Origin of the sequence: Phenylobacterium sp. (genome assembly GCF_004799515.1) — a bacterium.
Lineage (GTDB): Bacteria > Pseudomonadota > Alphaproteobacteria > Caulobacterales > Caulobacteraceae > Phenylobacterium.
Genome location: NZ_SSMX01000047.1, coordinates 96,160 through 121,926 on the forward strand (window position 1 = coordinate 96,160; position 25,767 = coordinate 121,926).

Sequence of the window (25,767 nt, forward strand, 5' to 3'; positions counted from 1 at the left end):
ACGAAGGTCGGTCCTTGCTGAGGCGGTTTGAGGGCTAGGCGGTTTTCGGCGGCAGGGGAATGAAGGCGCTGACCCGCCGCTGGTAGTCGCGGTAGGCCTCGCCCTTGGAGGCGAGCTGCGCCTCCTCCAGCGGCGGGATGCCGCTGACCTTGGTCAGGAGCAGGAGCATCACGGCGGGCGCCACGAAGCTCAACCAGGTGAGCGGCCGGGCCGGATCGAGGCCGATCACCGGATAGGCCAGCCAGCCGAACCATTCGAAGAAGTAGTTGGGATGCCGCGACCAGCCCCAAAGCCCGGTCTCGGCGACCTTGCCCCGGTTGGCGGGGTCGGCCTTGAAACGCTTCATCTGGGCGTCGGCCAGGCCCTCGCCGGCGATGGCGGCCAGGAGGATGACGACACCCGCCAGGTCGCGCAGGCCGAGCGCCGGGCCGGGGGCGCGCGCGGCGACCAGGACGGACAGCGACAGGAGCGCCGAGGCCGGCCCCTGGGGCAGGACCACGAACAGCATGTTGCGCGCATAGTCACCGCCCCACTCCGCGCGGAAGCGGGCGTAGCGCGGGTCCTCGTGATGGGCGACGCGCGGCGCGATATAGCCGCCCAGCCGGATCGCCCAGAGCGCCACCAGCCCCGCCACCAGCCATTGCCGGGCCTGCGGCATGGCGCCCGGGCCGAGGGGCCACAGGGCCGCCGCCGCCAGGGCCGCGCCGGTCCCGAAGGTCCAGAAGACGTCCGTCCAGCCGCCGTTCTTCCGCGCCAGCCCAAAGGCCCAGGCCGCCAGCATCACAACGGTCATGACGCCGAGCACGAAAAGGCTCAGGAACCAGAGCATGGGCGACCCACTTTCCACGTCAGCCATACGCGGTCATACCTTGGTTCGGATGCATCCGCTGGGGGAAGCCTCCCGTAGCTCAAAGAGGCGCCGCAGCTTCGGCTGGGCCCAGTTGGCCAAGAGGTAAGGCGTGTTCGATTCGGAAGACCGTCGTCTACGCATAGCGATCGTAGGAGGCGGCGTCGCCGGTCTGTCGGCGGCCTGGTTGTTGTCGCAGCGGCACGACGTGGTGCTGTTCGAGGCTGACGGGCGGTTGGGCGGCCACGCCAACACCGCCGACGCGCCGAACCACCTGGGCGGGACGACGCCCGTCGACACCGGCTTCATCGTCTACAACGAGCCCAACTACCCCAACTTCACCGCCCTTCTCGACCACCTGGGCGTGGCTTCGATCCCCGCCGACATGGCCCTCAGCGTCAGCCTCGACGACGGCGATTTCGAATATTCCAGCTTCGGGATGAGCGGCGTGTTCGCCCAGAAGCGGAACATCTTCTCCGCGCGGTTCTGGGGCATGCTGCGCGACGTCACCCGCTTCTACCGCCATGGCCCCAGGGACCTGGCGTCCCTGGAGGCGCCGCTCACCTCGCTCGACGACTACCTGGCGCAGAAGGGCTACTGCCAGGCGTTCCGCGACGACCACCTGTTGCCGCAGGCGGCGGCCATCTGGTCGACGCCGCTGGCGGCCATCGGCGCCTATCCGGCCGCGGCCCTGATCCGCTTCTTCCAGAACCACGGCATGATGAGCGTCTTCGGCCGCGGCCTGTGGCGCACCGTCCAGGGCGGCAGCCGCACCTATGTCCGCAAGCTGACGGAGGCCTTCACCGGCGAGGTGCGCACCGGCGCCCGGGTCACCGGCGTCAAGCGCACGCCCGGCGGCGCGGAGGTGCGCGACGTCACCGGCCACGTGGAGCGCTTCGACGAGGTGGTGATCGCCGCCCACGGCGACACGGCGCTCAGCCTGCTGGACGATCCGACGGCGGAGGAACGGAGGCTGCTGTCGGCCTTCCGCTACAGCCGCAACCTGACGGTGCTGCACACCGACCCCAGCCTGATGCCGCAGCGCAAGGCCGCCTGGACCAGCTGGAACCACATCGGCCGGCGCAACGATCCGGAGGACGGCTGCGTCACCTACTGGATGAACCGGCTGCAGAGCCTGACGTCGCCCCAGGACCTGTTCGTGACCTTGAAGCCCACCCGGCCGATCGCGCCCGAGGCGGTGATCAAGACCGAGGTCTACGAGCATCCGCTGTTCGACGCGGGCGCCATCGCCGCCCAGCGAGAGATCTGGAGCCTGCAGGGCGTCAAGCACACCTGGTTCTGCGGTTCCTACTTCGGCCACGGCTTCCACGAGGACGCCTTGCAGGCCGGCCTGGCGGTGGCCGAGCAGCTCGGCGGCGTGCGCCGTCCGTGGACGGTGGAAGCCGAATCCGGCCGGATCCACGTGAGCCTGCCCAGGCGCCCCGTCGAGGCGGCGGCCTGATGCTCGCCTCCGGGCTCTATACGGGCCTGGTCAGCCACGCGCGGGTGAAGCCCCGCCGCCACAAGCTCGCCTACAAGGTCTTCATGCTGCTCATCGACCTCGATGAGCTGGCGGATCTCAAGCTGAAGACCCTGGGCGTCGGCCGCTTCAACCTGTTCGGCTTCGATCCGCAGCGGTTCGGCGACGGCTCGGACCGACCGCTGAAGGCGCAGATCGAGGCGATCCTGGCCGAGGCGGGCATCCCCACCGGCGGGCCGATCTGTGTGCTGGCCATGCCGCAGATCCTGGGCCGCGCCTTCAATCCGCTGACGGTCTATTTCTGCCACGCCGCCGACCGAACGCTCTCGGCCATCCTCTATGAGGTGAACAACACCTTCGGCGAGCGGCACTGCTACCTGATCCCGGCGCCCAACGCCGCCCTGATCCGGCAGGACTGCGCCAAGGGCTTCTACGTCTCGCCCTTCATGGACATGGACCTGTCCTACGCCTTCCGCATCCTGCGCCCGGAGGACCAGGTGCTGGTCGCCGTCGACACGTCCGACGCGGACGGCCTGGTGCTGGCGGCCAGCTTCTCCGGCGAACGGCGCGAACTTTCCGACCGCGAACTTGTCCGCGCCTGGCTGACCCACCCCTGGATGAGCCTGGGCGTCGTCGCCGCCATCCACTGGGAGGCGCTGTTCATCTGGCTGAAGGGCGAGAAGATCCGTACCCGCCCCAAGAAGCCGGAACGCTTTGTCACCGTGGCCCCGCAGGCCCGGCTCGCGGCCTAGTCAGGTCGCCGGCTCCGGAGGGAAGCCGGCCCGTTCGCGGATCAGCCGCGTAAAGGCGTCGCGGGCCTGCGGCACGAAACGGTGCTTGTACGGGAACAGCGTCTCCGGCTCGTCGAGGTGCAGCAGGATGCAGGCGTTGGCTTCGAACAGCACCACCTGACCGTCGGCGGTGAGCGCGCAGTCGATGCCGCCGTAGTCGAGGTCGAGCCGGCGGCCGACCTCGTCGATCGCCGCCGCCCCTCGCTCGCCGAACACCCCGCGCCAGTCGGCCAGGAAGCGCTCCTCTTCCGTCCGCTTCCACTCGTTGCGCGCCATGCCCCCGCGCCAGTAATGCGCCAGCCAAGCCTCGACGATCGCCAGGTGGAACGGGTACGGACGGCGGTCGACGAACACCAGCCGGTACTTGCGCCAGAAGCCGTCCGGCGAGCGGGTGTCGACATAGGGCGTCAGGATCAGCTGCTCGGGCGGGCCGTTCTCCAGATAGGCGGCCTTCTCGGCTTCATCGGCGATGCGGACCAGGTTGTCGCCGTTGTGGGTGCCGGGCGGGCGCACCAGGATGGGGCTGTCGATGACGAGGTCCGCCAGTTCCGCTGGGGTCGTGCGCCGCGCTCTCGGCACGATCAGGCCGTCGACGCCGGCGAACAGCTCCGGAGCGGCGTCGCGGGCGGTGCGCCGCACCCGGTCGGGCGGATTGACCACCGGCTTGCCGAGCTCGGCGCACAACGCCTCCGCGGCGGCGAGCTGGCCGAACTGGTCGCGGTCGACGTCGCCCAGGGCGCAGAACACCACATCGGCGCGGGTCAGCCGCTCCATGTCCACCGCGCCCAGGGGCGCGTCCGGCGCGGCGGGCGAGAGCAGGCTGAGCGAGGCGATGGAGAAGGCGCGGGGGTCCAGCAGGTAGCGGGTCGGCACATGGCCGCCGCCCACCGCGCCCAGCAGGAGCACCTTGGGCGCCTCGGCGTCCGTCCGCCCGCTGCCCTGCAGGCCGGCCTGGCGCGACAGGTCGTCCAACAGGCTGAGCGCCTCGTCGCGGCGGTTCAGGCGCAGGAGGATGGCCGCCAGCTGCTCGGTGGTGTCGGAGGCCGAAGCCCCGCCGGCCAGCGCCAGGCGCGCGGCGGTCTCGGCCTCCTCCAGCCGCCCCAGCGCGGTCAGCACCTTGGCGCGGTTGACCTGGGCGGCGTAGTAGCCCGGGTCGAGGTCGGCCGCCCGGTCCAGCGCCTCCAGCGCCTCCGGCCAGCGGCCCACCTCGTGCAGGCAGATACCGATCTCGTTGTGGATCGGCGCCAGGTCCGGCTGCAGCTCCGCCGCGCGGGTGAGCAGGGCCAGCGCCGCCTTGACGTCGCCCTGGCTCGTGCGCAGCCGGCCCATCGCCAGGTGGCTGGCGGCGCTATCGGGATCGAGGGCGAGGTGCTCCGTCAGCGCCGCCTCGGCGGCGGCCTTGTCGTCGCCCTCGGCCAGGATCAGGGCCAGCATGCCCAGCGCGCGTACATGGGCGGGATCGCCCGGGCCAAGCTCGCGCGCCAGGATCTCGCGATAGCCCGCCTCGGCCTCCCGGATCTGGCCCAGGGCGTGGTGTTGCAGGGCCTCGTTCAGTGACTTGACCGCGTCGAAGCTTGCGGCCCTGAGGTCGATCATCCAGCCCTCGCGAAGACCCCCATCGCGAACACCCCCGCCGACAGTGGAGCCGAGCTTCGCTGCGGCGCGATTTCGAAGGCGACACCGCCTCTGTCACGTTTGACGGACTTGCGACACGAAGGCGCCGAAAACGCCTTGGCGTCGGCGCGGCGGGCGCCCAAAATAGGGGCGCAGCAATTGGAAAACCTGGGATGAGCGAGAAGCCCCCCATCGGGCGGGGCGCGGGACCGTCGTCGGCTCCGACGGTCGACGTGTCGGCGATGCCGGCGGTGCTGTCGCGCATCGCCCGGCTGGCGCTGCGCTATCCGTGGCGCATGGCGCTGACCTTCGTGACGTCCCTGCTGGCGGCCCTGGCCAGCCTGATGGCGCCGCAGCTGATCGGCGGCTCCATCGACGCGGCCCACAGGATGATGACCTCGGCCGTCCATCCGGGCGACGCGGCCGCGGTCAAGGCGCTCCTGATGCGCAACGCGTTCCTGATCCTGGCGGCCACCAGCCTGCGCGGCGTCCTGACCCTGGCTTCGGGCTACCAGAGCGAATACCTCAGCCAGCGGGTGGCGCTGGACCTGCGCACGGCCTTCTTCCAGCAGCTCCAGCGGCTGTCCTTCGGCTTCCACGACCGCATCCATTCCGGCGACCTGATCACCCGCGGCATGCTCGACCTGGAGGGCGCGCGGGCGCTGATCAACGGGGCGATCTTCCCGGCGGTGTCCCTGGTGCTGCTGGCCGCCTTCGTCGCCTGGCGGATGCTGGCGCTGGACCCGGTGATGACCCTGATCGGCCTGGGCTTCATCCCCTTCGCCGGCGCCTCGCTCGGCCGGATGGGCTTCCGCCTGCGGGTCACCTGGCTGCGGGTGCAGCAGCTGATGTCGGCGCTGACGCTGGCCATGGAGGAGAACCTGCAGGGTATCCGCGTGGTGCGCGCCTTCGCCGGCCGCGCCTTCGAGCTCGGCAAGTACGACGCCGCCGCCAACGCGGTGCTGACCTTCCAGTACCGGCGCATCACCCTGCGGTTCGCGGGCGTGCTGGGCATGCAGGTGAGCTTCTACATCTCGCTGGGCCTGCTGCTCTGGTATGGCGGGACCAAGGTGCTGGCCGGCCAGATGACGCCCGGTCGCCTCACCGAGTTCGTGGCCTATATGATGCTCTTGCTGGGCCCGATCCGGCAGATCGCCATCATCTTCAACTCCATGGCCCGCGCCACCTCCTCAGGCGGCCGGCTGTTCGAGATCCTCGACCTGCAGCCGGAGGTGGCCGACGCCCCCAACGCCGAGCCGCTCCGGCCCACGGAAGGGACCCTGCGGTTCGAGCATGTGGATTTCCGCTACGACCCGGCCGGCCGGCAGGTCCTGAGCGACATCAGCTTCGAGGTGGGCGCGGGCAAGACTCTCGGCATCGTCGGGCCGCCGGGCTCGGGCAAGTCGACCATCGCCAACCTGATCCCGCGCTTCTACGACGTCAGCGGCGGCCGGATCACCATCGACGGGACCGACATCCGCGAGGTGACGCTGGCCTCGTTGCGCGAATATGTGGGCCTGGTGCAGCAGGAAGCCTTCCTGTTCGACGCCTCGGTGGGCCACAACGTCGCCTACGCCGATCCATGGGCGGAGGACGCCCGCATCGAGGGCGCGGCCAGGACCGCGCAGATCCACGACCATATCGCCGGCCTGCCGGGCGCCTATGAGACCCGGGTCGGGGAGCGCGGCGTGGCGCTTTCCGGCGGCCAGCGCCAGCGGATGAGCATCGCGCGCGGCGTGGTGCCGGGCCCGGGCGTCATGGTCTTCGACGATTCCACCGCCGCCATCGACGCGGTGACCGAGCGCAAGGTGCGCGAGGCGCTGGCCCAGGCGACCGCGGCCAAGGCCACGGTGATCATCGCCCACCGCCTATCGTCCCTGATGCACGCCGACGAGATCCTGCTGCTGGACGAGGGCCGCATCGTCGAGCGCGGAACCCATGACGAGCTGGTCGCCCGGGGCGGTGTCTACGCCGACCTCTTCGAGCTGCAGAGCCGCATGGGTTCTGACCTGGAGGACGCGGCGTGAGCGAGGCCGCCGCCGCGCCGAAGCGCGCGCCGCGCGCGTCCCTGGGCTCGCCGGAGGGCGACGACGTCTTCGGCGCCTTCGATCCACGGGTCGCGCGGCGGTTCCTGGCCTATCTGAAGCCGCACCGCCGCAGCTTCATCATCGCCCAGGTCGCGGTGCTGTTCTCGGCGGCGGGGCAGCTTTCCATGCCCCTGGTGATCGGCTGGGTGACCCAGAGCGTCATCGCCCACGACGTCGGGCGCTTCCATCTGGCGCTCGCTGCCTTCGCCGTCGCCGCGGCGGCCTTCGCGGCCATGTTCTTCCTGGAGGAGTGGCTGTCGCAGCGGCTGGCCAACCGGGTGATCTTCGATGTGCGCCGGCACATGTTCGCCCACTTCCAGGACATCAGCCTGTCGTTCATGGACAAGACCCACGTGGGCCGGCTGATGAGCCGCCTGCAGGGCGATGTGAACTCCCTGCAGGAGTTCCTGGAGAACACCACCGGCGCGGTCGGCGACTTCGTGCAGTTGATCGGGATCGCGGTGATCCTGGTCGCCATCGACGTGAAGCTGGGCCTGCTCACCCTCACCGTCCTGCCGGCGCTGATCGGCCTGCGGGCGATCTGGCTGCCCTATTCCAAGGTGGCTTTCCGCCTGGCCCGGGACGCCTCCTCGACGGCGAATTCCGCCCTCGCCGAGAACATCAACGGTGTGCGCACCGTGCAGGAGACCCGGCGCGAGGCGCTGAACTTCCAGCTCTACGCCGAGAAGGCGCAGGAGAACTTCCGCGCCCAGGCGCACGCCGCCTGGATCAGCCAGATCATGATCCCGACCGTAGACATCCTGACCGGCGTGGCGCTGGGCATCGTCGTGGTGGTCGGCGGCTCGGAGGTGCTGAACTCGCATTTGAGCGTCGGCGTGATGGTGGCCTTCGTCTTCTATGTGCAGAAGTTCTTCGATCCCGTCCGCATGCTGAGCATGCAGTACACCATCATGCAGCGGGCCATGGCCGCGGCGCACCGCATCTTCGAGGTGCTGGACGTTCCGGTGACCATCGCCGACCGGCCGGACGCGCGGGTCCTGGCGGTCGAGGCGCCCACCGTCGAGTTCCGCCATGTGACCTTCGGCTACGACCCGGCGCGGCCGATCCTGCACGACGTCTCCTTCCAGGTGCGGCCGCGCGAGGTGGTGGCCCTGGTCGGGCCGACGGGATCGGGCAAGACCTCGATCATCTCGCTGACCCACCGCTTCTACGACGTGGACCAGGGCCAGGTGCTGGTGGGCGGCGTCGACGTGCGCGACGTCAGCCTGGACAGCCTCGGCCGCACCATCGGCATGGTGCTGCAGGAGCCTTTCCTGTTCACCGGCACCATCGAGGAGAACATCCGTTACAACACCGAGGGCGCCAGCCTGGAGACCATCGTGGCCGCCGCGAGAGCCGTGAGCGCCCACGACTTCATCATGCGCCTGCCGGAGGGCTATCAGACCCCGCTCGGCCAGCGCGGGCGCAACCTCTCCATGGGCCAGCGGCAGCTGATCTCCTTCGCCCGCGCCCTGGTGGCCGACCCGCAGGTGCTGATCCTCGACGAGGCCACCGCCAATATCGACAGCTTCACTGAGCAGGCGATCCAGAAGGCGCTGAAGGTGCTGTTCGCCGGACGCACCTGCATGGTCATCGCCCACCGCCTGGCCACCATCCGCGACGCCGACCGCATCGTCGTCCTGCAGGCCGGCCGCATCCTTGAGCAGGGCAGCCATGACGAGCTGATGGCCACGGACGGCCTCTACCGCCACCTCTACACCTCCGCCCACGCCAGCTTCGACGATGAGGCGGTGGCGGCTACCGGCGACGCGGAGTTCGCGACGCGGACTTGAACGAAAGGGCGAGACGATGAGCGATCCCTGGTTCCGGCCCAAGATGGTGGGCTACGGCTACAACCCGGCGAACGCCAAGGGGCTGATCGCGCTCCTGATCTTTGTTGCGATCGCCGCGACGACCATGACCCTGCTCGGGGACCCGGTCGCCGCCAAGTCCTCACAGAGCGCCGCCTGGATCGTCCAACTCCGCGCCGACGCGGGCTTGAGCGGCCTGCATCTGCCACTGGCGGCCCGCTTCGCCCTGCTGATCGCTGAGCTCGCCGTCTTCTTCGCCTTCGCCCGGTGGAAGAGCCGGCCCTAGGCGCATCACGACGGGCCGCCACTTGACCGATCGTTCAACTTGCGACTTGATGGATCGATCAACCAAGAGGCGTCAATGCCAATAGACACCCGCCTGCGCATCCTGCTCGCCGCCATGGAGCTGTTCGCGGAGAAGGGCTACGGCTCGACCTCGATCTCCGACATCCTGAGCCGCAGCCAGGCCAATTCGGGCAGCCTCTATCACTTCTTCCCCGGCAAGCAGGACGTGCTGGTCGGCGTGCTGGAGCTCTACCGCGACGGCATCCACCGGATGCTGCTGGAACCCGCCTGGCAGGGCGTCGAGGACCCCATCGAGCGGATCTTCGCCCTCCTGGCCCGCTACCGCCTGGCGCTCCTGGAAAGCGAATGCCTCTACGGCTGCCCGATCGGCAGCCTGGCGCTGGAATTGCATGAACCCGACCCGCCGGTGCGCGCGCTCCTGGCGCAGAACTTCACCGAATGGACCAAGGCCATCGGCGGCTGCCTTCAGGCCGGCTCAGCGCGGCTGCCGCCCGGGACCGACATCGCGGCGCTCGCCGAGTTCATCCTCACCACCATGGAAGGCGGCGTCATGCAGGCGCGCACCCACCGTGACATCGCCTATTTCGACCGCAACATCGGCCAGCTGCGCCAGCACCTCGACCTGCTGGCCGAGCGCGCCCGGGCGGCGGCCTGAGCAACGACAAAGGGGGAGCTTCAGACATGTCACCTGTGAACGGACCAGTGGCGCTGGCCGCCACCCTGGCGCTCATAGCCGGCGCGGCCCACGCCGACGGGAGCAAGGCCGACCTCGCCGCCGTGCGCGACACCTCCAGCGTCGAGGCCTCCGGCGCGCGCGTCCTGCAGGACACCGTCATCATCCACGCCCCGGCCGCCAAGGTCTGGAAGGCGCTCACCGACCAGGCGACCTACCGGGCCTGGGTCTCGCCGAAGAGCTTCATCGACTTCCGCGTTGGCGGGACGGTGGAGGTGGCCTTCGATCCCAAGGGCCAGCCGGGCGATCCGGGCAACCTGACCCAGGAGATCACGGCTTATGTTCCCGGCCGGATGATCGCCTTCCGCAACCGCTCCAACCCCGGCGTGCCGGGCGGCGCGGCCTATCCGAAGCTGGCCGTGGTCATGGAACTGACCCCGCGGCCGGACGGCGCCACCGAGGTCAGCCTGACCCAGGCCGGCTATGGCCCGGGCGCGGACTTCGACGCCCTCTACGGCTTCTTCAAGGGCCACAATCCGGAATACCTCGCCGACCTGAAGGCCTTCTGCGAGGGCCGCTAAGCCTTGATGAACACATAGATCTCGCCGACCCCGCCCAGCGGGATCGGCTGGCGCTCGAGGGTCAGGCCGGCCGAGGCCGCCAGCGGGACCGGGTCGGTATGGTAGTAGGTGAGCCGCTCGGCGGAGCGGCGCAGCACCTCGCCGCGGGCGTCCAGCTCGATGTATTCGATCACCTGGTCGAGGCGGCCGACGTCCCCGCGGAACGCCCGCTCGCGCACATAGAGCCGCAGGCGCCCGCCGCTGGGCGCGGGCTGGTCCAGCACGGGCTGGTCCGGCTCGGCCGGCCCGGGCAGGCGCATGATCTCCGGCAGCGGCAAATGGAAGGCGGCCAGCCCGCCGGACTTCAGGTGCCGCGCCGCCGTGGCGAAGGTGTTCTTCCAGGCCATGCCGCGCGGCATGTGCGCCAGGGTGAAGTAGGGGCAGATCACCAGGTCGAAGGCGCGCTTCAGCTCGATCGCGGTCATGTCGCCGCGCTTCAGCTCCACACGCCGGGCGACCTCCGGATGGACCTCCGCCTGGCGCACGGCCGCCTGGGCCAGCATGGCCGGGGCGATGTCGACGCCCACCACGTAGAGGCCCTGCTCGGCCATGGCGAAGGCCAGCCGTCCGGTGCCGACGCCCAGCTCCAGCACCGTCCCGCCCTCGGGGACCAGGCGCAGATAGATGTCGAGGTCGCCGGCCAGCCGGGCGTCGGCGGCGGTGACCGTGTCGTAGAAGGCCGCGCTCAGGCCCTTGTCGGCGTAGTAGGGGCGCGTCGGCGCCATCGGCGGTCCCTGGTTGTCGCGTCCTGGCTGTCGGGGCGAGGATCGGTTACGGAAGTGTCATGCCCGACATCGTTGCGCCGGATCAACGCTAGGGCCAAATATCGGCGTATGAGCAAGCTCGCACTGAGCTTCCGGGGGAGCCTAGACCCAAAGTGACCCGACTTTCGACCCGCCTCGCGCGCGCCGCCCTGTTGCTGATCGCGCCCCTGATCCTCGCCGGCTGCGGCTACAACGCCATCCCGACCCAGCAGATCGCCGCCCAGTCGGCCTGGGCGGAGGTGCAGAACCAGTACCAGCGCCGTAGCGACCTGATCCCCAACCTGGTGAACACGGTGAAGGGCTATGCCGCCCAGGAGAAGAGCACGCTGGTGGAAGTGACCGAGGCCCGCGCGTCCGCGACCCAGGTCAAGGTCGACGCCTCGACCATCACCAACCCCGCCCAGTTTCAGGCCTACCAGCAGGCGCAGGACAAGCTCAGCGGCGTGCTGGGCCGGCTGATGATGATCCAGGAGAAGTACCCGGACCTGAAGTCGAACGAGAACTTCATGGCCCTGCAGAGCCAGCTCGAGGGCACCGAGAACCGGATCGCCATCGCCCGGCGCGACTACAACCAGGCCGTCCAGACCTACAATACCACCCTGGTGACCTTCCCGCAGGTGCTCTGGGCGAAGTCGCTGCACGCCGACGCCAAGCCGATGCAGCTGTTCACCGCCAGCGCCTCGGCCCAGAGCGCGCCGACCGTCAGCTTCGACACGACCCCGCCGCCCGCGCCCTCTGGCACGGCCGCGCCTGCCGCCCTGCCGCCCGGCGCCGCCCCCGGCAGCCCGCCGCCGCCGGCGAGCAAGTAGTGGGCGCGCTCACGGCGCGGCGGCCCTTGGCGGGGCTGCGCGTCGTCCTCGCCACGCTGCTGATGGCCTTCGCCTTTGTGGGCGCAGCCGTGGCGGCGACGCCGAAGTTCCCGGCGCTGACCGGCCGGGTGGTGGACGATGCCCACATGCTGTCGCCGCAGGCGGCGCAGAAGCTGGACACCGAACTCGCGGCTCTCGAGCAGCAGACTGGCCACCAGGTCGTCGTGGCCACGGTGACGGACCTGCAGGGTTTCGAGATCGAGGACTACGGCTACCAGCTCGGGCGCGCCTGGCAGCTGGGCCGCAAGGGCGTCAACGACGGGGCGATCCTGCTGGTCGCCCCCAGCGAGCACAAGGTGCGCATCGAGGTGGGCTATGGCCTGGAGCCGGTGCTCACCGACGCGCTGACCAGCGTCATCCTGCAGCGCAAGGTCCTGCCACAGTTCAAGCAGGGCCATATGGAGCAGGGCGTGGTGGACGGCGCGGAGGCGCTGATCGCCCAGCTTTCCCTGCCCGACGACCAGGCCAAGGCCAATGTCGCCCAGGCCGCCGCGCGCCCGCCGGTCGCGGTCCATGAGCGCGGCGGCGTCGGCCCGCACATCCCGGTCATCGTCATCATCTTCATCCTCTTCTGGGTGATCTCCGGCCTCCTGCGCAGCGGCGGCCGCGGCCTGGGCGGCCTATGGTGGTTGCCCTTCATGTTCTTGGGCCGCGGCGGCGGCTGGGGCGGCGGCGGCGGTTGGGGCGGCGGAGGCGGCGGCGGCTTCTCCGGCGGCGGCGGCTCGTTCGGCGGCGGCGGTTCGTCGGGGAGCTGGTGATGAAAGCGCTCAGTCCCTCAGACCTGGCCGCCATCGAGGCCGCGGTGACCGCCGCGGAGGCCCGCACCACCGGCGAGATCTACTGCATCGTCACCGAGGAGAGCTCGCACTACGGCGAGACCGCCATCGCCTGGGGCGCGGGCGTGGCGCTGCTGGGGCCGGCCCTGCTGCTGCTGGCGGGCGTGCATGTGACCATCCCCGACGTCTTCTCGAGCTGGAGCGCCAGCGACGTCGGCCAGGCCATAGAGCAGGCCGTGCGCCGCGCCCTCCTGGGCGCGGTGGCGGCCCAGGCGGTGCTGTTCGTGCTCACCGCGCTGATCGCCTCGATCCCGCCGGTCCGGATGTTCCTCACGCCGCGCAGCCTGAAGCGCCTGCGCGTCCAGCGCCGCGCCGCCGAGCAGTTCCTGGCCAAGAACCTGCACGCCACCCGCGAGCGCACCGGCGTGCTGATCTTCGTCTCGCTGGGCGAACGGATGGCCGAGTTGATCGCCGACGAGGGCATCCACGACCACGTGGGCCCGCACGTCTGGGACCAGGCCATGGCGGCGCTCACCCAGGGCCTGAAGACCGGCCAGGTGGAGCAGGGCTTCGAGACCTGCGTGCGGCTGTGCGGCGATGTGCTGGCCGAGAAATTCCCAGCCGACCCGAACGACAGGTCCAATCAACTGCCAGACGCGGTGGTCGTGCTGCCAAGACCCTGAAGGCGTTGGGGCGATCGGCCGCACAACACTGTGCGCGGCTTAACCTTAGTTCTTCTGGTATTGCCGCTGCGGTAAGGCCGCGACAGATTGCGGCCCGGTTGGGCGGGAAGCTTCAAGCCGGTGAGCGCCTCGGTCGAAGAATTGGGCGGCTACGACCCCATCGTCCGGTCGGCAGCCGACGCGACAGCCCTGGGCATGGCCTTCGTCCTGGAGTGCAGGCCTGACGGAACGCGCCGGTTCGTGTTCGCCGGCCCGCGCTGCCTGAGCGTCAACGGGATCAGCGGCGAGGCCGCCATGACCGACGCATCCCTGGTCTTCGACCGCATCCTGCCCGACCACCGCACGGTCTTCGACGCGGCGGAGGCCGAGGCGCGCCAGGGGCTGACGGCGCTGGACGTCGAGGTGGCCATGCGCGGCGCCGACGACCGGGTCCGCTGGCGGCGCTTCGCGGCCCTGCCCCGCCAACAGCCGGACGGCGGCGTCCTCTGGGACGGCCTGCAGATCGATGTCACCGAGCGCCGCGACCTGGCCGCCGAGCTCCTGGAGCAGCGCCGCCGCCTGGAGGTGGCCGTGGAGGCCGCCGGCCTCGGCTTCTGGGAGTGGGACATCGCGGCCAGCAAGGTCAGCTGGTCGGAGCGCAACAAGACCCTCTATGGCCTGGGCGCCGACGAAGAGATCACCATCGGGCGCTATCTGCGCATGGTGCACCCCGACGACGTCGAGAACGTGCGCAGCTCCTTCCTGGCCGTCCGCGACCGGCCGCAGGGCGGCGACTACGCCATCGAGCACCGCATCGTCCGCACCGACGGCGAGGTGCGCTGGCTCCTGGTGCACGGCCGCGTCAGCCCCGACGCCAGCGGCGAGGCGGGGCTGGTGGTTGGCACCTCCCTCGACATCACCGAACGCAAGGCCGCCGAGGAGCGCCGGGCGCTGCTGATGGGGGAGCTGGCCCACCGCTCGAAGAACGGCATCGCGGTCCTGATGGCCATCGTCAGCCAGACCGCGCGCAATGCGGCGAGCGTCGAGAGCTTCGAGGAGCAGATCATGTCGCGCCTGCAGGCCATGGCGGCCTCGCAGGACCTGGTCACCGCCGTCGGCGGCGGGCCGGTGGCGCTCTCCGACGTGATCGCCAAGGCGCTCGCGCCCTTTGGCCGCGGCCGCGTCGACGTCAACCCCGCCATCGGCGGGATCGTCATCCGCGGCGAGATGGCGGTGGGCATGGGCCTCCTGCTGCACGAGATGGCCACCAATGCGGTGAAGTACGGCGCCCTGTCGGCGGCGGGCGGGCGGGTGGCGCTCTCGCCCCTGCCTTCCGCCGACGGCCAGGCGGCCTTCTCCTGGCGCGAGACCGGCGGCCCCCCGCCGCCCGCCGAGATCAAGCCGGGCTTCGGCACCCGCCTCCTGGAACAGGTGCTGCGTCCGCAGGGCGGCCAGGTGAGCTTCGCCTTCGATGCGAGCGGCTTCCAGGCGCGGGTGGAGTTCCCAACCGTTCGCTAGACCGGCACAATGGCGCTCGAGGCGGCGCCAGACCGCTCGTTCGAATGCGGGGATGGCCGGCACGTGCAGAAGCTCCTGATCGCCAACCGCGGCGAGATCGCCGTCCGGATCGCGCGCACCGCCGCGGAGATGGGGATCGCCACGGTGGCGGTGTTCTCCGAGGACGACGCGGCCTCGCTGCACACCCGCAAGGCCGACGCGGCGGTAGGTCTGAAGGGCTCCGGCCCCGCGGCCTATCTCGACATCGCCCAGGTGGTGGCCGCTGCGCGGGCGGCGGGTTGCGACGCGGTGCATCCGGGTTATGGCTTCCTGTCGGAGAACGCGGCCTTCGCGCGGGCCTGCGCCGAGGCCGGCCTGATCTTCGTGGGGCCCTCGCCGGAGACCCTGGAGCTGTTCGGCGACAAGGGCCGCGCCCGGACGCTCGCCCAACAGTGCGGCGCGCCGGTGCTGGCGGGTACGGACGGACCGACCACGTTGGACGCGGCGCGGGCGTTCTTCGGCGGCCCGGGCCAGGGCGCCGTGATGGTCAAGGCCGTCGCCGGCGGCGGCGGGCGCGGCATGCGGCCGGTGACGTCGGCGGACGATCTGGAGGCCGCCTTCGAACGCTGCGCCTCGGAGGCCAAGGCCGCCTTCGGCAATGGTGACCTCTATGTGGAGCGCTTCCTGCCGCACGCCCGTCATATCGAGGTGCAGGTCATCGGTGACGGCGTCGCGGTCAGCCACCTCTGGGACCGCGAATGCAGCCTCCAGCGCCAGCGGCAGAAGCTGGTGGAGATCGCCCCGGCCGATGTCCTGCCCATGGCGCTGCGTGAACGGCTGTTCGCCGCGGCCGTACGCCTGGGCGAGGCCGCCGGCTACCGCAGCCTGGGGACCATGGAGTTCCTGGTGGACGGAGAGGACTTCGTCTTCATCGAGGGCAACGCGCGCCTGCAGGTGGAGCACACCGTCACCGAGGAGGTGACCGGCCTCGATCTCGTGCGCCTGCAGTTGCAGATCGCCGACGGCCGTTCGTTGGCGGACCTTGCCCTGACGCAGGCGCAGGTCCCCGCGCCGCGCGGCCATGCGGTGCAGGTCCGGGTCAATCTGGAGACCATGGCGGCCGACGGCTCCGCCCGGCCAGCGGGCGGGACGCTCACCGCCTTCGAGCCGCCCTCGGGGCCGGGCGTGCGGGTCGACGGCTTCGGCTACGCCGGCTACCGCACCAGCGCCCGTTTCGATAGCCTGCTCGCCAAGCTGATCGTCCACGCTGGCGCAGGCGGGCTGGAGCGCGCCGTCGCCAAGGCCTACCGCGCCTTGAGCGAATTCCGCATCGAGGGCTCGGCCAGCAACATCGGCTTCCTGCAGCACCTCCTGGCGCGGCCGGAGGTGGCGGCGGGCGAGGTCCACACCCGCTTCATCGAGGCGCACATGGCCGAACTGGCCGGCCCTCTCGAAGCCCATCCCAAGCTCTATTTCGAAGCTATGGCCAAGGCCGCCGCGCCGCAACGGGTGGGCTATCAGATCGACGCGGTCGATCCCCTCGCGGTGCTGGCGCTCGGCAAGCAGGACATCGAGCAGCCGACGGAGGAGTCGGAGCCCGAGGGGCCGGAGGGGACCAAAGCCCTGCGCGCGCCGTTGCAGGGCACCGTGATCTCCATCTCCGTGGCCTCCGGCGACGAGGTCCGCGCCGGCCAGGCGCTGATGATCATGGAAGCCATGAAGATGGAGCACGTGATCTCAGCCGAAGTCTCCGGCGTCGTGCGCCAGGTGACGGTCGCCGCTGGCGAGACGGTGTTCGAGGGTCATCCGCTAGCCTTCGTCGAGGAGGCCGAGGTGGCCGGCGGCGCCCACGCGGGGGACGAAGAGATCGACCTCGACTTCATCCGCCCGGACCTCGCCGAGGTGATGGCCCGCCACGAACTCACCCTCGACGCGGCACGGCCGGATGCCGTGGCGCGCCGGCGCAAGACCGGCCAGCGCACGGCCCGCGAGAACGTCGAGGACCTGGTCGATCCCGGCAGCTTCGTCGAGTACGGCCCGCTGGTGGTGGCCGCGCGCCGCCGCCGCCATTCCCTGGACGAACTGGTCAGGACCACCCAGGCTGACGGCATGATAATGGGCTGGGCGTCCGTGAACGGCGACCGCTTCCCGGAGGACCGGGCGCGCACGGCGGTGTTGTCCTACGACTACACCGTGCTGGCCGGCACCCAGGGGTCGAACAACCACTGGAAGCTCGACCGGATGAGCGAGCTGATCCACCGCTGGAAGACGCCGACGGTGTTCTTCACCGAGGGCGGCGGCGGGCGGCCGGGCGACACCGAGGGCGGCGGCTTCACCCGCGGCTTCGAGTTCTGGGGCAAGCTCTCCGGGACCGTGCCGCTGGTGGGAGTGAATTCCGGCCGCTGCTTCGCCGGCAACGCCGCCATCCTCGGCTGCTGCGACGTGATCATCGCCACCAAGGATTCGGCGCTCGGCATGGGCGGTCCGGCCATGGTGGAGGGCGGCGGCCTGGGCGTCTTCCGGCCCGAGGAGATCGGCCCGATCAAGGTCATGCAGGCCAACGGCACCATCGACATCCTGGTGGAGGACGAGGCCGAGGCGGTGCAGGTCGCCAAGACATACCTCGCCTACTTCCAAGGCCCGACCGCCGACTGGACGTGCGCGGACCAGCGCCTGCTGCGCCGGTCGATCCCGGAGAACCGCCTGCGGGTCTACGACATCCGCAAGGTCATCGAACTGATCGCCGACGAAGGCAGCGTCCTGGAGCTGCGCCCCAAGTTCGGCCTGGCCATGGTCACCGCCTTCATCCGGGTCGAAGGCCGGCCCATGGGGGTCTTCGCCAACAACCCGATGCACATCGGCGGCGCGATCGACAGCGACGCCTCCGACAAGGCCGCGCGGTTCCTGCAGCTCTGCGAGGCCTTCGACATCCCCGTGCTGTCGCTCTCCGACACGCCGGGCAACATGGTGGGGCCGGAGGCGGAGAAGACCGGCCTGATCCGCCACTGCTCGCGCCTGTTCGTGATCGGCGCGAACCTCAGTGTGCCGATCTTCTCGGTGATCCTGCGCAAGTCCTATGGCCTGGGCGCCATCGCCATGACCGGCGGCAGCTACCAGGCGGCGATGTTCTGCGTCGCCTGGCCCACCGGCGAGTTCGGCGGCATGGGCCTGGAGGGCTCGGTGAAGCTGGGCTACCGCAACGAGCTGGCCGCCATCGAGGACCCGGCCGCCCGCAAGGCCAAGTTCGACGAGATGGTCGCCGCCGCCTACGCCCGCGGCAAGGCCCTGAGCCAGGCGACAGGCCCGGCCCTGGACGACGTGATCGACCCGGCCGACACCCGCCGCTGGATCGTCGCCGGCCTGAAGGCCCTGCCGCCCGTCCTGCCGCGTACGGAGAAGAAGCTGAAGTGGGTCGACAGCTGGTGAGGCCCTAGCCGCCCAGGAACATCGCCCGGATGCCGGTGCGGAAGGCGTCGATCCCCACCTGCAGCCGCTGGGCGTAGGTCGCCTTGGCGTCGGCGCCGGCGACGAAGGTCACCCGGTCGCTCGTGTCGGTCGCCGCCTCATAGACCACCTCGGCGATCTGCTCGGCCGTCGAGCCGTGGGCGCGGCGCTCGGGATTGGTGAAGGCGGCGAACACCTTGCCCATCGGCTCGGCGTAGGCCGGGTGCTGGGTCAGCACGAGGGAGCGGCTGGCAAAGTCGGTGGCGATGCCGCCGGGCGCGACGGTCCGTACACGGATGCCGAACGGCTCCAGCTCATAGGCCAGGCTCTCGCTCCAGCCCTCCAGGGCCCATTTGGTGGCGTGGTAGACCGAGTTGAACGGAAAGGTGACCAGGCCGCCGATGGAGGTGGTGGTCAGGATCGCCCCCTGCCCGCGCTCGCGCATGGCCGGCAGGAAGGCCTGGGTGATGCGCAGCACGCCCAGCAGGTTGGTGTCGATCTCGTCGGTCAGCTGGGCGTCGGTGGCGCCCTCGAACGGTCCGGCCAGGCCATAGCCGGCGTTGTTGAACAGGACGTCGACCGGCCCGGCCGCCAGCGCCGTTTTCGCCGCTTCGGCGATCTGGTCCGGCTTGGTGACATCCAGGCGGAGCAGGGTGACGCCCGGCGTCTGGCCGAGGTCCCCCGCGCTGTCAGGGTTGCGCATGGTGGCGAACACCTTCCAGCCCTTCTGGGCGAACAGGATCGCGGTCGCGCGGCCAAGGCCGGTGGAGGCGCCGGTGATGAAGATGGTCTGGGTCATGGAAGGCTTCTCTCAAAGGGCAGGCCGGTCCAGCTTCGGCGCGGGATGGGCGGGCGCCAAGGCCCCAACTGGAGTTGCGGGTCCGACGGCCCTCCTCCGACCATATGAAGACGGAAGCCCCGGATTGCCGCGGACGCGTTAAGGGCTCATGCGCCGTCAGCGCGCGGCGTGGCTCGCCGGCGCCGACTCTTCGACGGCCTCGCTGGTGATCGCCTCGTCCATGGCCTGCAGGAGAAGCGTCAGGCTGATGGGCTTGGCCACCACGGCGTCCATGCCGGCCGCCAGGTATTCGGTCCGGTGATGGGCCATGGCGTTGGCGGTCAGCGCGATCACCGGCGTCCTGGGGCGATGCTCGCGATCCTCGATCTCCCGCATCAGCCGGATGGCGGACACCCCATCCATCACCGGCATCTGGATATCCATCAGCACGAGGTCCCACGGGGCGGCGCGCCACGCCGCGACGGCTTCCTCGCCGTTGTCCACCATGACGATCTCGATCCCGACTTCCCCCAGCAGGGTCTTGAGCACCAGCTGGTTCATCGGATTGTCCTCCGCGGCCAGCACCCGCAATCCGCCCGCCCCTGTCGCCGCCGACGGGTCGAGGACGAGATCGGCGTCCGGCTCCGCCGGCTTCGCGCACTCCGCGGGGGCCGACGGCAGGTTGACGGTGAAGGTCGTGCCGACGCCGAGCGTGCTGTCGACCGCGATGGTCCCGTCCATCAGGGTCACCAGGTCGCGGCAGATGGCCAGCCCCAGCCCCGAACCGCCGTAGCGCCGGGTCATGGAGGTGTCGGCCTGGACGAAGCGGTCGTAGACATGCGGCAGCCGGTCCCGCGCGATCCCGATGCCGGTGTCCTTCACCTGCATGGTCAGGTTCGCGCCGTCATGGCCGATCTCCACCACGACGGAGCCACGCTCGGTGAACTTCACAGCATTGGAGACCAGGTTATGCAGGATCTGGCGCACCCGCTTGGGGTCCACCCGCCAGCAGCCTTCGCCGCTCGGCGAAAGGATCACGCGGAAGCAGACGTCCTTGTCCTCGACAAGCGCTTTGAACGCCAGCGCCCCGTCGGCCAGGTCCTGGGCGTCGACCGCCCCGTCCTCGAGCTCGATCTTGCCGGCCTGGATCTTCGAGAGGTCGAGCAGGTCGTTCAGCAGCGCCAGCAGCGACTTCCCAGCGGTCTGGATGACGTCCAGGCGCTCGCGCTGCAGGGGCGACATCTCGCCCCGCGCCATCGCCTGGGCCATGCCGAGGACGCCGTTGAGCGGGGTGCGGATCTCGTGGCTCATGGTGGCCAGGAAGGCCGACATGGCGTCGGCGGACTCGATCGCCGTCTGCTCGGAGGCGTGCAGGCGGTCCATCGATTCCCGCCGCAGGCTGATGTCGCGGATCGCCGCGGTGACCAGGATCCCTTCCGGACTTTCCAGCGGGCTCAGCATGATCTCGATGGGGAATTCGCTGCCGTCCTTCCGGCGCGCCGAAAGCTCGATGCCCGTGCCGATCTGCTGGGCCAGCGCCGCCTCGGGAGACCGCAGGCCGTCGGCGACCAGGCGTTCGGCGAAACCCTCGGGGATGATGTTGGTGACCCGCTGGCCGATCAGCTCGTCGCGCGGGTAGCCGAACTGCTTCTCGGCCTGGACGTTCAGCAGCACGATCACGCCGTCGGGGTTGACCACCACCATCGCGTCCGGCGCGGCCTCCAGCAGGCCCCGATAGCGGGCCTCGGTGCGCAGCAGTTCGTCCGCCGCCGCCTTGCGCACGCTGATGTCGCGGATCGCCGCGGTCACCAGCACGCCGTCAGCGCTCGCCAGGGGACTGAGCATGATCTCGATCGGGAATTCGCTGCCGTCCTTGCGCCGGGCGGAGAGTTCGATCCCCGTGCCGATCTGCTGGGCCGAAGCCGCTTCGGGGGAACGCAGCCCATCGGCGATCAGCCGCTCGGCGAAGCCCGCCGGGATGATGTTGGTGATCCGTTGGCCAATCAGTTCGTCGCGCGGATAGCCGAAGCGGTTCTCGGCCTGCACGTTCAGAAGGACGATCTCGCCCTGTGGATTGACCACCACCATGGCGTCCGGCGCGGCTTCCAGCAGACCGCGGTAACGCGCCTCGGAATCGGGCGTGTGGCCCGGGCTTTCGGGCGCGCGCCGGGATGAGGCGAGCGACGGCTTTGCGTATTGACGCATGCCGGCTTCCTTCCTGCGCGAGACCTGCGCAAACGGGGATCAAGGCCGTATAGTGCCACCGCCGGGTTACGAAATGCACAATCCTTACGTGTGGCATTAAGTCATGGATAAATAACAGCTAAGCTTAAATTATTCGCTAAAGCCGAGCTTTTTTCGGATTTTACATGGGGCGACTTTCCCGCGCGATCGCGAAATCCCGCGTGCGCCTCAGTGCGCCGAGTAGGTTCTGAGCACGTCTTCGACGATGCGCTCGAACTGGCCCAGCGTGTTGCAGGTCTTGGCGACGTGGGTGAAGCGGGCGTAGCGGGACATGACGCTGTCGCCCTGGCCCCAGTAGCTTTCGGGCTCGGGATTCAGCCAGATCACCGCCCGCGCCCGCTGCTGGATCAGGTGCATCAGGTCCAGCCTGGGATCGGCGAAGTTGGAGCGGCCGTCGCCCAGGATGATCACCGTCGTGTGGCGGTCGACCCGGTCGATGTGGTTGTCCACGAAGTCCTCCAGCGCCTGGCCGTAGTCGGTCTGCTGGAAGCCGATGGTCTGCAGGACCTTCAGGATCGCGCCCTCGACGCCGTTCTCGTCGAGGATGGCGTTGACCGGGATCAGCCGGCCGGAGAAGGCGAAGGCGTCCAGCCGGTCGACCACCTCGTTCAGGGAATAGAGGAAGGTCAGCAGGAACTGGGCGGCGGCGGCCACCGACTTGGAGACGTCGCAGATCGCCACGATGGACGGTTTGTCGACCTTCTTGACCTTCCACTCGATCTCGAAGGGCACGCCGCCGTGGGCCATGGATTTGCGCAGGGTCTTGCGCACGTCCAGGTGGCCGGTGTTGGCGGTGTGGCGGCGGCGCGAGTAGCGGTCGGCCAGCCGCTTGGCCATCCGCTTGACCAGCGCCTGCATCATGACGAGATCGACGGGGTCGATGCCGCCGTCGGCGTTAAGCGCCTTCTTGGCCAGCATCTCCTCACGCAGCCGGGTCCCGGAGCCTGAGGCATAGAGGGCGTGCTGGCGCTCCACATAGGCCTGGGCCTCGGCGACCAGCGCCTTGCGCGCGACGTCCAGGCGCAGCGCCAGGCGATTGCCCTCGAAGGTCTGGAGCCGCTTGGCGGCGGCGATGATCTGCTCGATCTCCGCCAAGCCCATCTCATCCAGCAACCGGCGCGTCAGCCGGCTCTTCTGGGTGGAAAGGCGGATCTCGGCGACCCCCGCGCTCGCCGCGGCCGCCTCCATCGCCTGCGACACGCCGGAGGAGTCGCCGACCAGCAGCATCTGGGCCAGCGGCGATTGCTCCACGCCCGGGTCGCCGGCGCCATCCTGCGGTGCGCCGCCGGCCTCGCCGTCTTCGCCATCGTCCGGCGGCGGCAGGCTGAAACTGTCACGGGTGAAGAAGGTCTCGAAGGCCTGGTCGAAACGGACCACCTCGTCCTTCGACTTGGCGAGCGTGGCGCAGAGCGCGTCCTTGAACAGCTCCCGGTCGCCATAGCCCACGGCGGCCACGGTGCGCGCCGCATCGATGGCCTCGGCCGGCGAGACCTTCACATCGGCGGCGCGGAGGGCGCGGAGGAACTCTTCCAGGGTATGCTGCATCGGCGGTTGTTCGGCCTATCCTCGGAACCGGGATGGGAGATCAAACTCTTACATCATTCGTCCGGACGGGAAGAGCGGCCGGCGGGCAGGAGCGGGGAGCCGTGCTGAAATACCTGATCACCTACCTGGGCGCCGGCGTCAGCATCGCCCTGCTCGACGCGGCCTACCTGACCCTGGCCGGCCAGCGGGTCTACCGCCCGATCCTGGACTATGCGCTGGCCGACAAGCCGGACCTCCCCGCGGTGGCGGCCTTCTACCTGGTCTATGTGCTGGGCGTGGTGCTGCTGGCGGTGCTGCCCAACCGCGACGCGGGCCTCGGCAGGACGGCGCGGACCGGCGCGATCCTGGGCGCCTTCGCCTACGCCACCTACGACCTCACCAACCAGGCGACGCTGAAGGTCTGGGCGACACGGATCACCCTTATCGACATCTGCTGGGGCACGATCCTGACTTGCGCGGGCGCCGCCGCCGGCTATCTGACCTGGCGCTGGGCGGCGAAGACCTTCCCTTAGTCCAAGCTTTTTTCCAGCCTCCGAACAAATCCTGACGCCGCCTGTCAGCTTTAGGCGGCGATAAGCCTCGCACCCAAAACGCGAGGCTTCCCATGAACCGCCTGATCCCCTTCGTCCTGGCCCTGATCCTGGCCGCGCCGGCCGCCGCCCAAAACCTGCCACGTGTGCCGCCGCCCGAGCAGCATGACGGCGCGCACGACTTCGACTTCCTGCTGGGCGACTGGAAGGCGCATGTGAAGCGCCTGCCAGACCGGCTGGTCGGCTCGACCGCCTGGATCGAGTACGACGGCGTCTCCAACCATCACCCGGTGCTGGGCTCGGCCGCCAACTTCGAGGAGTTCGAGGTCGACAGCCCCAATGCGCCGAAGGGGGCGGTCAAGCACATACGCGCCCAGACCCTACGGCTCTACAACCCGACGTCCCACCAGTGGAGCATCTATGGCGTCGATGTGGACGCCGGAACCATGGACCTGCCCGCGGTGGTGGGCGCGTTCCACGACGGAGTCGGCGAGTTCTACAACCAGCAGGACTGGAAGGGCCGCATGGTGCTGGTCCGCTACCAGTGGAGCCACAAGGGCCCCAACGACGCCCTGATGCAGCAGGCCTTCTCACTCGACGGCGGCAAGACCTGGGAGGTCAACTGGATCTGCGAGCTGGCCCGCCAAAAGCCCTGATCCGGACGTTGCGCCGCGCTCCCAATTGTCGCCTGCTTCCTGTCGTGTGATGTTGCTGGAGAGGTCCCGGACGCCAAGGGGCGCGGATCATTTCGTCCCGTCCTCCGGGGTCCTCCAAAAGCATTTGAGCGCGCCGCCAACGTCGGCGCCGGGAGGATATTGATGGAAGACCTGAAGGATCGCGTGAGCCTCGACGACCGGCTGGCCGCCGCCGGCATGACCGGCATGACCACAGCCGTCTGGGCCGAGCTGAAGCCGAACGCGACCTTCATCCACGATCCCGACGGCAGGACCCACAGCTGGGGCAAGGTCAACGCCCAGGCCAACCGCATCGTGCGCCTGTTGCGGTCCAAGGGCCTCAAGGCCGGCGACGCCGTGGCGTTGGTCTGCTCGAACCGCGCCGAGTTCGTCGAGGTGCTGGCCGCGACCATGCGGGCCGGTTGGCGGATCACCCCCGTCAACTGGCACCTGACCGCCGACGAGATCGCCTACATCATCAAGGACTGCGAGGCGAAGGCGGTGTTCTGCGACGCCCGTGTCACCGCCTCCCAGGCCGCCGTCGAGCAATGCCCGGGCCTCGCGGCCAAGGTCGCCATCGGAGGCCCGATCCCGGGGTTCGAGGCCTATGATGAGGCCCTGAGCGGCCTGGACGGCGGCGACATCGCCGACCCCTCGCTCGGCAACGCCATGATGTACACCTCCGGCACCACGGGCCGGCCCAAGGGCGTCTACCGCGCCCAGCCCATCGTGGCGCCGACCGGCATCTATGCGATGCGCGGCTACGACCACGAGACCTCGGTGCAGCTGTGCGCCGGGCCCGCCTATCACGCCGCCCCGCTGGCCTTCGACGTCCGCGCGGCCATGGGCGCGGGGTGCGAGCTGGTCTTCTTCGACAAGTGGGATTCCGAGGGGATCCTAGGCGCCATCGTCGACAAGCGCGTGACCCACATGCACCTGGTGCCGATCATGTTCCAGCGCCTCCTGGCCCTGCCGGACGAGGTCAAGGCGGCGCACGACGTCGGCCATGTGAAGTACATCGTCCACGGCGCCGCGCCCTGCCCGCCGGAGGTCAAGGCCGCGATGATCGAGTGGTTCGGCCCGGTGCTCAGCGAGTACTACGCCGGCTCTGAGGGCGGCGCGGGCTTCGTGATCAGCTCGGAGGAATGGCTGAAGAAGCCCGGCAGCGTCGGCAAGCGCCCGGTCCTGCTCGGCTCCAAGATCCTCGACGAACAGGGCAATGAATGCCCCACCGGAGTCCCCGGCGGCATCTACCACCAGCTGCCCCCCGGCGGCGGGTTCACCTATTACAAGGACGAGGCCAAGACCAACGCCAACCGGGTGGGCGACTACTTCACCATGGGCGACGTCGGCTACTTCGACGAGGACGGCTACCTGTTCCTTACCGGCCGCAACGCCGAGACCATCATCTCCGGCGGGGTGAACATCTATCCGCAGGAGATCGACAACGAGTTGATCAAGCACGACGCCGTGGCCGATTCTTCCACCGTCGGCGTGCCGCACGACGAGTGGGGCGAGCAGGTCAAGGCGGTGATCCTGCTGAAGGCGGGCTACCAGCCCTCCGACGCCCTGGCCCAAGAGATCCTGGCCTTCGCCCGCGCCAACCTGCCGGCCTTCAAGGTCCCGCGCAGCGTCGACTTCGCCACCGACCTGCCGCGCTCCGAGGCCGGCAAGATCCAGCGCAACAAGGTCCGCGCCCCCTACTGGGAAGGCCGCGCCCGGCAAATCTGACGATAGCTGACACAACGTGTCAGC

General features: G+C 69.7%; 21 protein-coding genes. 15 read left to right on the top strand and 6 right to left on the bottom strand.

Going from position 1 to position 25,767, the window contains the following annotated elements; all coding sequences use genetic code 11:
- Positions 1-34: 34 nt before the first annotated feature.
- A complete protein-coding gene (locus tag E8A49_RS18950; protein WP_293385242.1) occupies positions 35-829 on the bottom strand; it encodes a DUF1295 domain-containing protein in 795 nt (264 codons plus the stop codon).
- Between the two features lie 130 nt (positions 830-959).
- Here E8A49_RS18950 and E8A49_RS18955 point away from each other — a divergent pair, with 130 nt between their 5' ends.
- Both E8A49_RS18955 and E8A49_RS18960 read left to right on the top strand, forming a co-directional pair.
- The gene (locus E8A49_RS18955; RefSeq protein WP_293385245.1) at positions 960-2,309 is read left to right on the top strand and encodes an FAD-dependent oxidoreductase; all 1,350 of its coding nucleotides are present in this window, start codon (positions 960-962) and stop codon (positions 2,307-2,309) included.
- Positions 2,309-3,079 (top strand): DUF1365 domain-containing protein, encoded by a 771-nt coding sequence (locus tag E8A49_RS18960; protein WP_293385248.1) that lies wholly within the window; start codon positions 2,309-2,311, stop codon positions 3,077-3,079. Before E8A49_RS18955 ends, E8A49_RS18960 begins: the two co-directional genes overlap by 1 nt.
- On the opposite strand, the gene E8A49_RS18965 is transcribed toward E8A49_RS18960, so the two are convergent.
- Positions 3,080-4,714 (bottom strand): tetratricopeptide repeat protein, encoded by a 1,635-nt coding sequence (locus E8A49_RS18965; protein ID WP_293385251.1) that lies wholly within the window; start codon positions 4,712-4,714, stop codon positions 3,080-3,082.
- Between the two features lie 191 nt (positions 4,715-4,905).
- Between E8A49_RS18965 and E8A49_RS18970 the strand changes: the two genes are divergently transcribed.
- The 5 genes from E8A49_RS18970 to E8A49_RS18990 all read left to right on the top strand — a co-directional run bounded on the left by E8A49_RS18970 (position 4,906) and on the right by E8A49_RS18990 (position 10,190).
- Entirely contained in the window at positions 4,906-6,759 is a 1,854-nt protein-coding gene (locus tag E8A49_RS18970) for an ABC transporter ATP-binding protein (RefSeq protein ID WP_293385254.1), read from the top strand.
- Complete coding sequence (locus E8A49_RS18975; protein WP_293385257.1) at positions 6,756-8,612, top strand: ABC transporter ATP-binding protein; 1,857 nt, start codon at positions 6,756-6,758, stop codon at positions 8,610-8,612. The genes E8A49_RS18970 and E8A49_RS18975 overlap by 4 nt, the downstream gene beginning before the upstream one ends.
- A 16-nt stretch (positions 8,613-8,628) precedes the next feature.
- Positions 8,629-8,916, top strand: coding sequence for a hypothetical protein (locus tag E8A49_RS18980; RefSeq protein ID WP_293385260.1), 288 nt, complete (start codon positions 8,629-8,631; stop codon positions 8,914-8,916).
- Between the two features lie 75 nt (positions 8,917-8,991).
- Positions 8,992-9,591 (top strand): TetR/AcrR family transcriptional regulator, encoded by a 600-nt coding sequence (locus E8A49_RS18985; RefSeq protein WP_293385263.1) that lies wholly within the window; start codon positions 8,992-8,994, stop codon positions 9,589-9,591.
- A 26-nt stretch (positions 9,592-9,617) separates the two neighbouring features.
- Positions 9,618-10,190 (top strand): SRPBCC domain-containing protein, encoded by a 573-nt coding sequence (locus tag E8A49_RS18990; protein WP_293385266.1) that lies wholly within the window; start codon positions 9,618-9,620, stop codon positions 10,188-10,190.
- Here the strand turns inward: E8A49_RS18990 and E8A49_RS18995 are convergent.
- Positions 10,187-10,954, bottom strand: coding sequence for a bifunctional 2-polyprenyl-6-hydroxyphenol methylase/3-demethylubiquinol 3-O-methyltransferase UbiG (locus E8A49_RS18995; protein WP_293385269.1), 768 nt, complete (start codon positions 10,952-10,954; stop codon positions 10,187-10,189). The two genes, E8A49_RS18990 and E8A49_RS18995, sit on opposite strands and share 4 nt — an antisense overlap.
- A gap of 152 nt (positions 10,955-11,106) precedes the next feature.
- On the opposite strand from E8A49_RS18995, the gene E8A49_RS19000 reads away from it, so the two are divergent.
- The 5 genes from E8A49_RS19000 to E8A49_RS19020 all read left to right on the top strand — a co-directional run bounded on the left by E8A49_RS19000 (position 11,107) and on the right by E8A49_RS19020 (position 18,223).
- Positions 11,107-11,802: a LemA family protein gene (locus tag E8A49_RS19000; protein WP_293385272.1), complete on the top strand. Its 696-nt coding sequence runs from the start codon at positions 11,107-11,109 to the stop codon at positions 11,800-11,802.
- Positions 11,802-12,620 carry a YgcG family protein gene (locus E8A49_RS19005; protein ID WP_293385275.1) on the top strand — a complete coding sequence of 273 codons (819 nt, stop codon included), beginning with the start codon at positions 11,802-11,804 and terminating at the stop codon, positions 12,618-12,620. Before E8A49_RS19000 ends, E8A49_RS19005 begins: the two co-directional genes overlap by 1 nt.
- Positions 12,620-13,321 carry a TPM domain-containing protein gene (locus E8A49_RS19010; RefSeq protein ID WP_293385278.1) on the top strand — a complete coding sequence of 234 codons (702 nt, stop codon included), beginning with the start codon at positions 12,620-12,622 and terminating at the stop codon, positions 13,319-13,321. The genes E8A49_RS19005 and E8A49_RS19010 overlap by 1 nt, the downstream gene beginning before the upstream one ends.
- Positions 13,322-13,441: 120 nt before the next feature.
- Positions 13,442-14,818, top strand: coding sequence for a PAS domain-containing protein (locus tag E8A49_RS19015; protein WP_293385281.1), 1,377 nt, complete (start codon positions 13,442-13,444; stop codon positions 14,816-14,818).
- A gap of 63 nt (positions 14,819-14,881) precedes the next feature.
- On the top strand, positions 14,882-18,223 hold the full coding sequence (locus tag E8A49_RS19020; protein ID WP_293385284.1) for a carboxyl transferase domain-containing protein: 3,342 nt from the start codon (positions 14,882-14,884) through the stop codon (positions 18,221-18,223).
- A 4-nt stretch (positions 18,224-18,227) separates the two neighbouring features.
- Here the strand turns inward: E8A49_RS19020 and E8A49_RS19025 are convergent, their stop codons facing one another.
- The 3 genes from E8A49_RS19025 to E8A49_RS19035 all read right to left on the bottom strand — a co-directional run bounded on the left by E8A49_RS19025 (position 18,228) and on the right by E8A49_RS19035 (position 22,808).
- Positions 18,228-19,040, bottom strand: coding sequence for an SDR family oxidoreductase (locus tag E8A49_RS19025; protein ID WP_293385287.1), 813 nt, complete (start codon positions 19,038-19,040; stop codon positions 18,228-18,230).
- A 156-nt stretch (positions 19,041-19,196) separates the two neighbouring features.
- On the bottom strand, positions 19,197-21,224 hold the full coding sequence (locus E8A49_RS19030; protein WP_293385290.1) for a PAS domain-containing hybrid sensor histidine kinase/response regulator: 2,028 nt from the start codon (positions 21,222-21,224) through the stop codon (positions 19,197-19,199).
- Between the two features lie 207 nt (positions 21,225-21,431).
- On the bottom strand, positions 21,432-22,808 hold the full coding sequence (locus E8A49_RS19035; RefSeq protein ID WP_293385293.1) for a VWA domain-containing protein: 1,377 nt from the start codon (positions 22,806-22,808) through the stop codon (positions 21,432-21,434).
- A 101-nt stretch (positions 22,809-22,909) separates the two neighbouring features.
- Here E8A49_RS19035 and E8A49_RS19040 point away from each other — a divergent pair, with 101 nt between their 5' ends.
- The 3 genes from E8A49_RS19040 to E8A49_RS19050 all read left to right on the top strand — a co-directional run bounded on the left by E8A49_RS19040 (position 22,910) and on the right by E8A49_RS19050 (position 25,743).
- Positions 22,910-23,320 carry a DUF2177 family protein gene (locus E8A49_RS19040; protein WP_293385296.1) on the top strand — a complete coding sequence of 137 codons (411 nt, stop codon included), beginning with the start codon at positions 22,910-22,912 and terminating at the stop codon, positions 23,318-23,320.
- Between the two features lie 92 nt (positions 23,321-23,412).
- On the top strand, positions 23,413-23,994 hold the full coding sequence (locus tag E8A49_RS19045; protein ID WP_293385299.1) for a hypothetical protein: 582 nt from the start codon (positions 23,413-23,415) through the stop codon (positions 23,992-23,994).
- 162 nt (positions 23,995-24,156) lie between these two features.
- Complete coding sequence (locus E8A49_RS19050) at positions 24,157-25,743, top strand: AMP-binding protein (protein WP_293385302.1); 1,587 nt, start codon at positions 24,157-24,159, stop codon at positions 25,741-25,743.
- Positions 25,744-25,767 lie beyond the last annotated feature (24 nt).

Coding starts and splice junctions, on each gene's coding strand:
- E8A49_RS19025 (WP_293385287.1), bottom strand. CDS start 19,040: ATGACCCAGACCATCTTCATCACCGGCGCCTCCACCGGCCTTGGCCGC.
- E8A49_RS18970 (WP_293385254.1), top strand. CDS start 4,906: ATGAGCGAGAAGCCCCCCATCGGGCGGGGCGCGGGACCGTCGTCGGCT.
- E8A49_RS19045 (WP_293385299.1), top strand. CDS start 23,413: ATGAACCGCCTGATCCCCTTCGTCCTGGCCCTGATCCTGGCCGCGCCG.
- E8A49_RS18980 (WP_293385260.1), top strand. CDS start 8,629: ATGAGCGATCCCTGGTTCCGGCCCAAGATGGTGGGCTACGGCTACAAC.
- E8A49_RS19010 (WP_293385278.1), top strand. CDS start 12,620: ATGAAAGCGCTCAGTCCCTCAGACCTGGCCGCCATCGAGGCCGCGGTG.
- E8A49_RS18965 (WP_293385251.1), bottom strand. CDS start 4,714: ATGATCGACCTCAGGGCCGCAAGCTTCGACGCGGTCAAGTCACTGAAC.
- E8A49_RS18960 (WP_293385248.1), top strand. CDS start 2,309: ATGCTCGCCTCCGGGCTCTATACGGGCCTGGTCAGCCACGCGCGGGTG.
- E8A49_RS18950 (WP_293385242.1), bottom strand. CDS start 829: ATGCTCTGGTTCCTGAGCCTTTTCGTGCTCGGCGTCATGACCGTTGTG.
- E8A49_RS19030 (WP_293385290.1), bottom strand. CDS start 21,224: ATGCGTCAATACGCAAAGCCGTCGCTCGCCTCATCCCGGCGCGCGCCC.
- E8A49_RS18995 (WP_293385269.1), bottom strand. CDS start 10,954: ATGGCGCCGACGCGCCCCTACTACGCCGACAAGGGCCTGAGCGCGGCC.
- E8A49_RS18985 (WP_293385263.1), top strand. CDS start 8,992: ATGCCAATAGACACCCGCCTGCGCATCCTGCTCGCCGCCATGGAGCTG.
- E8A49_RS19035 (WP_293385293.1), bottom strand. CDS start 22,808: ATGCAGCATACCCTGGAAGAGTTCCTCCGCGCCCTCCGCGCCGCCGAT.
- E8A49_RS19050 (WP_293385302.1), top strand. CDS start 24,157: ATGGAAGACCTGAAGGATCGCGTGAGCCTCGACGACCGGCTGGCCGCC.
- E8A49_RS18990 (WP_293385266.1), top strand. CDS start 9,618: ATGTCACCTGTGAACGGACCAGTGGCGCTGGCCGCCACCCTGGCGCTC.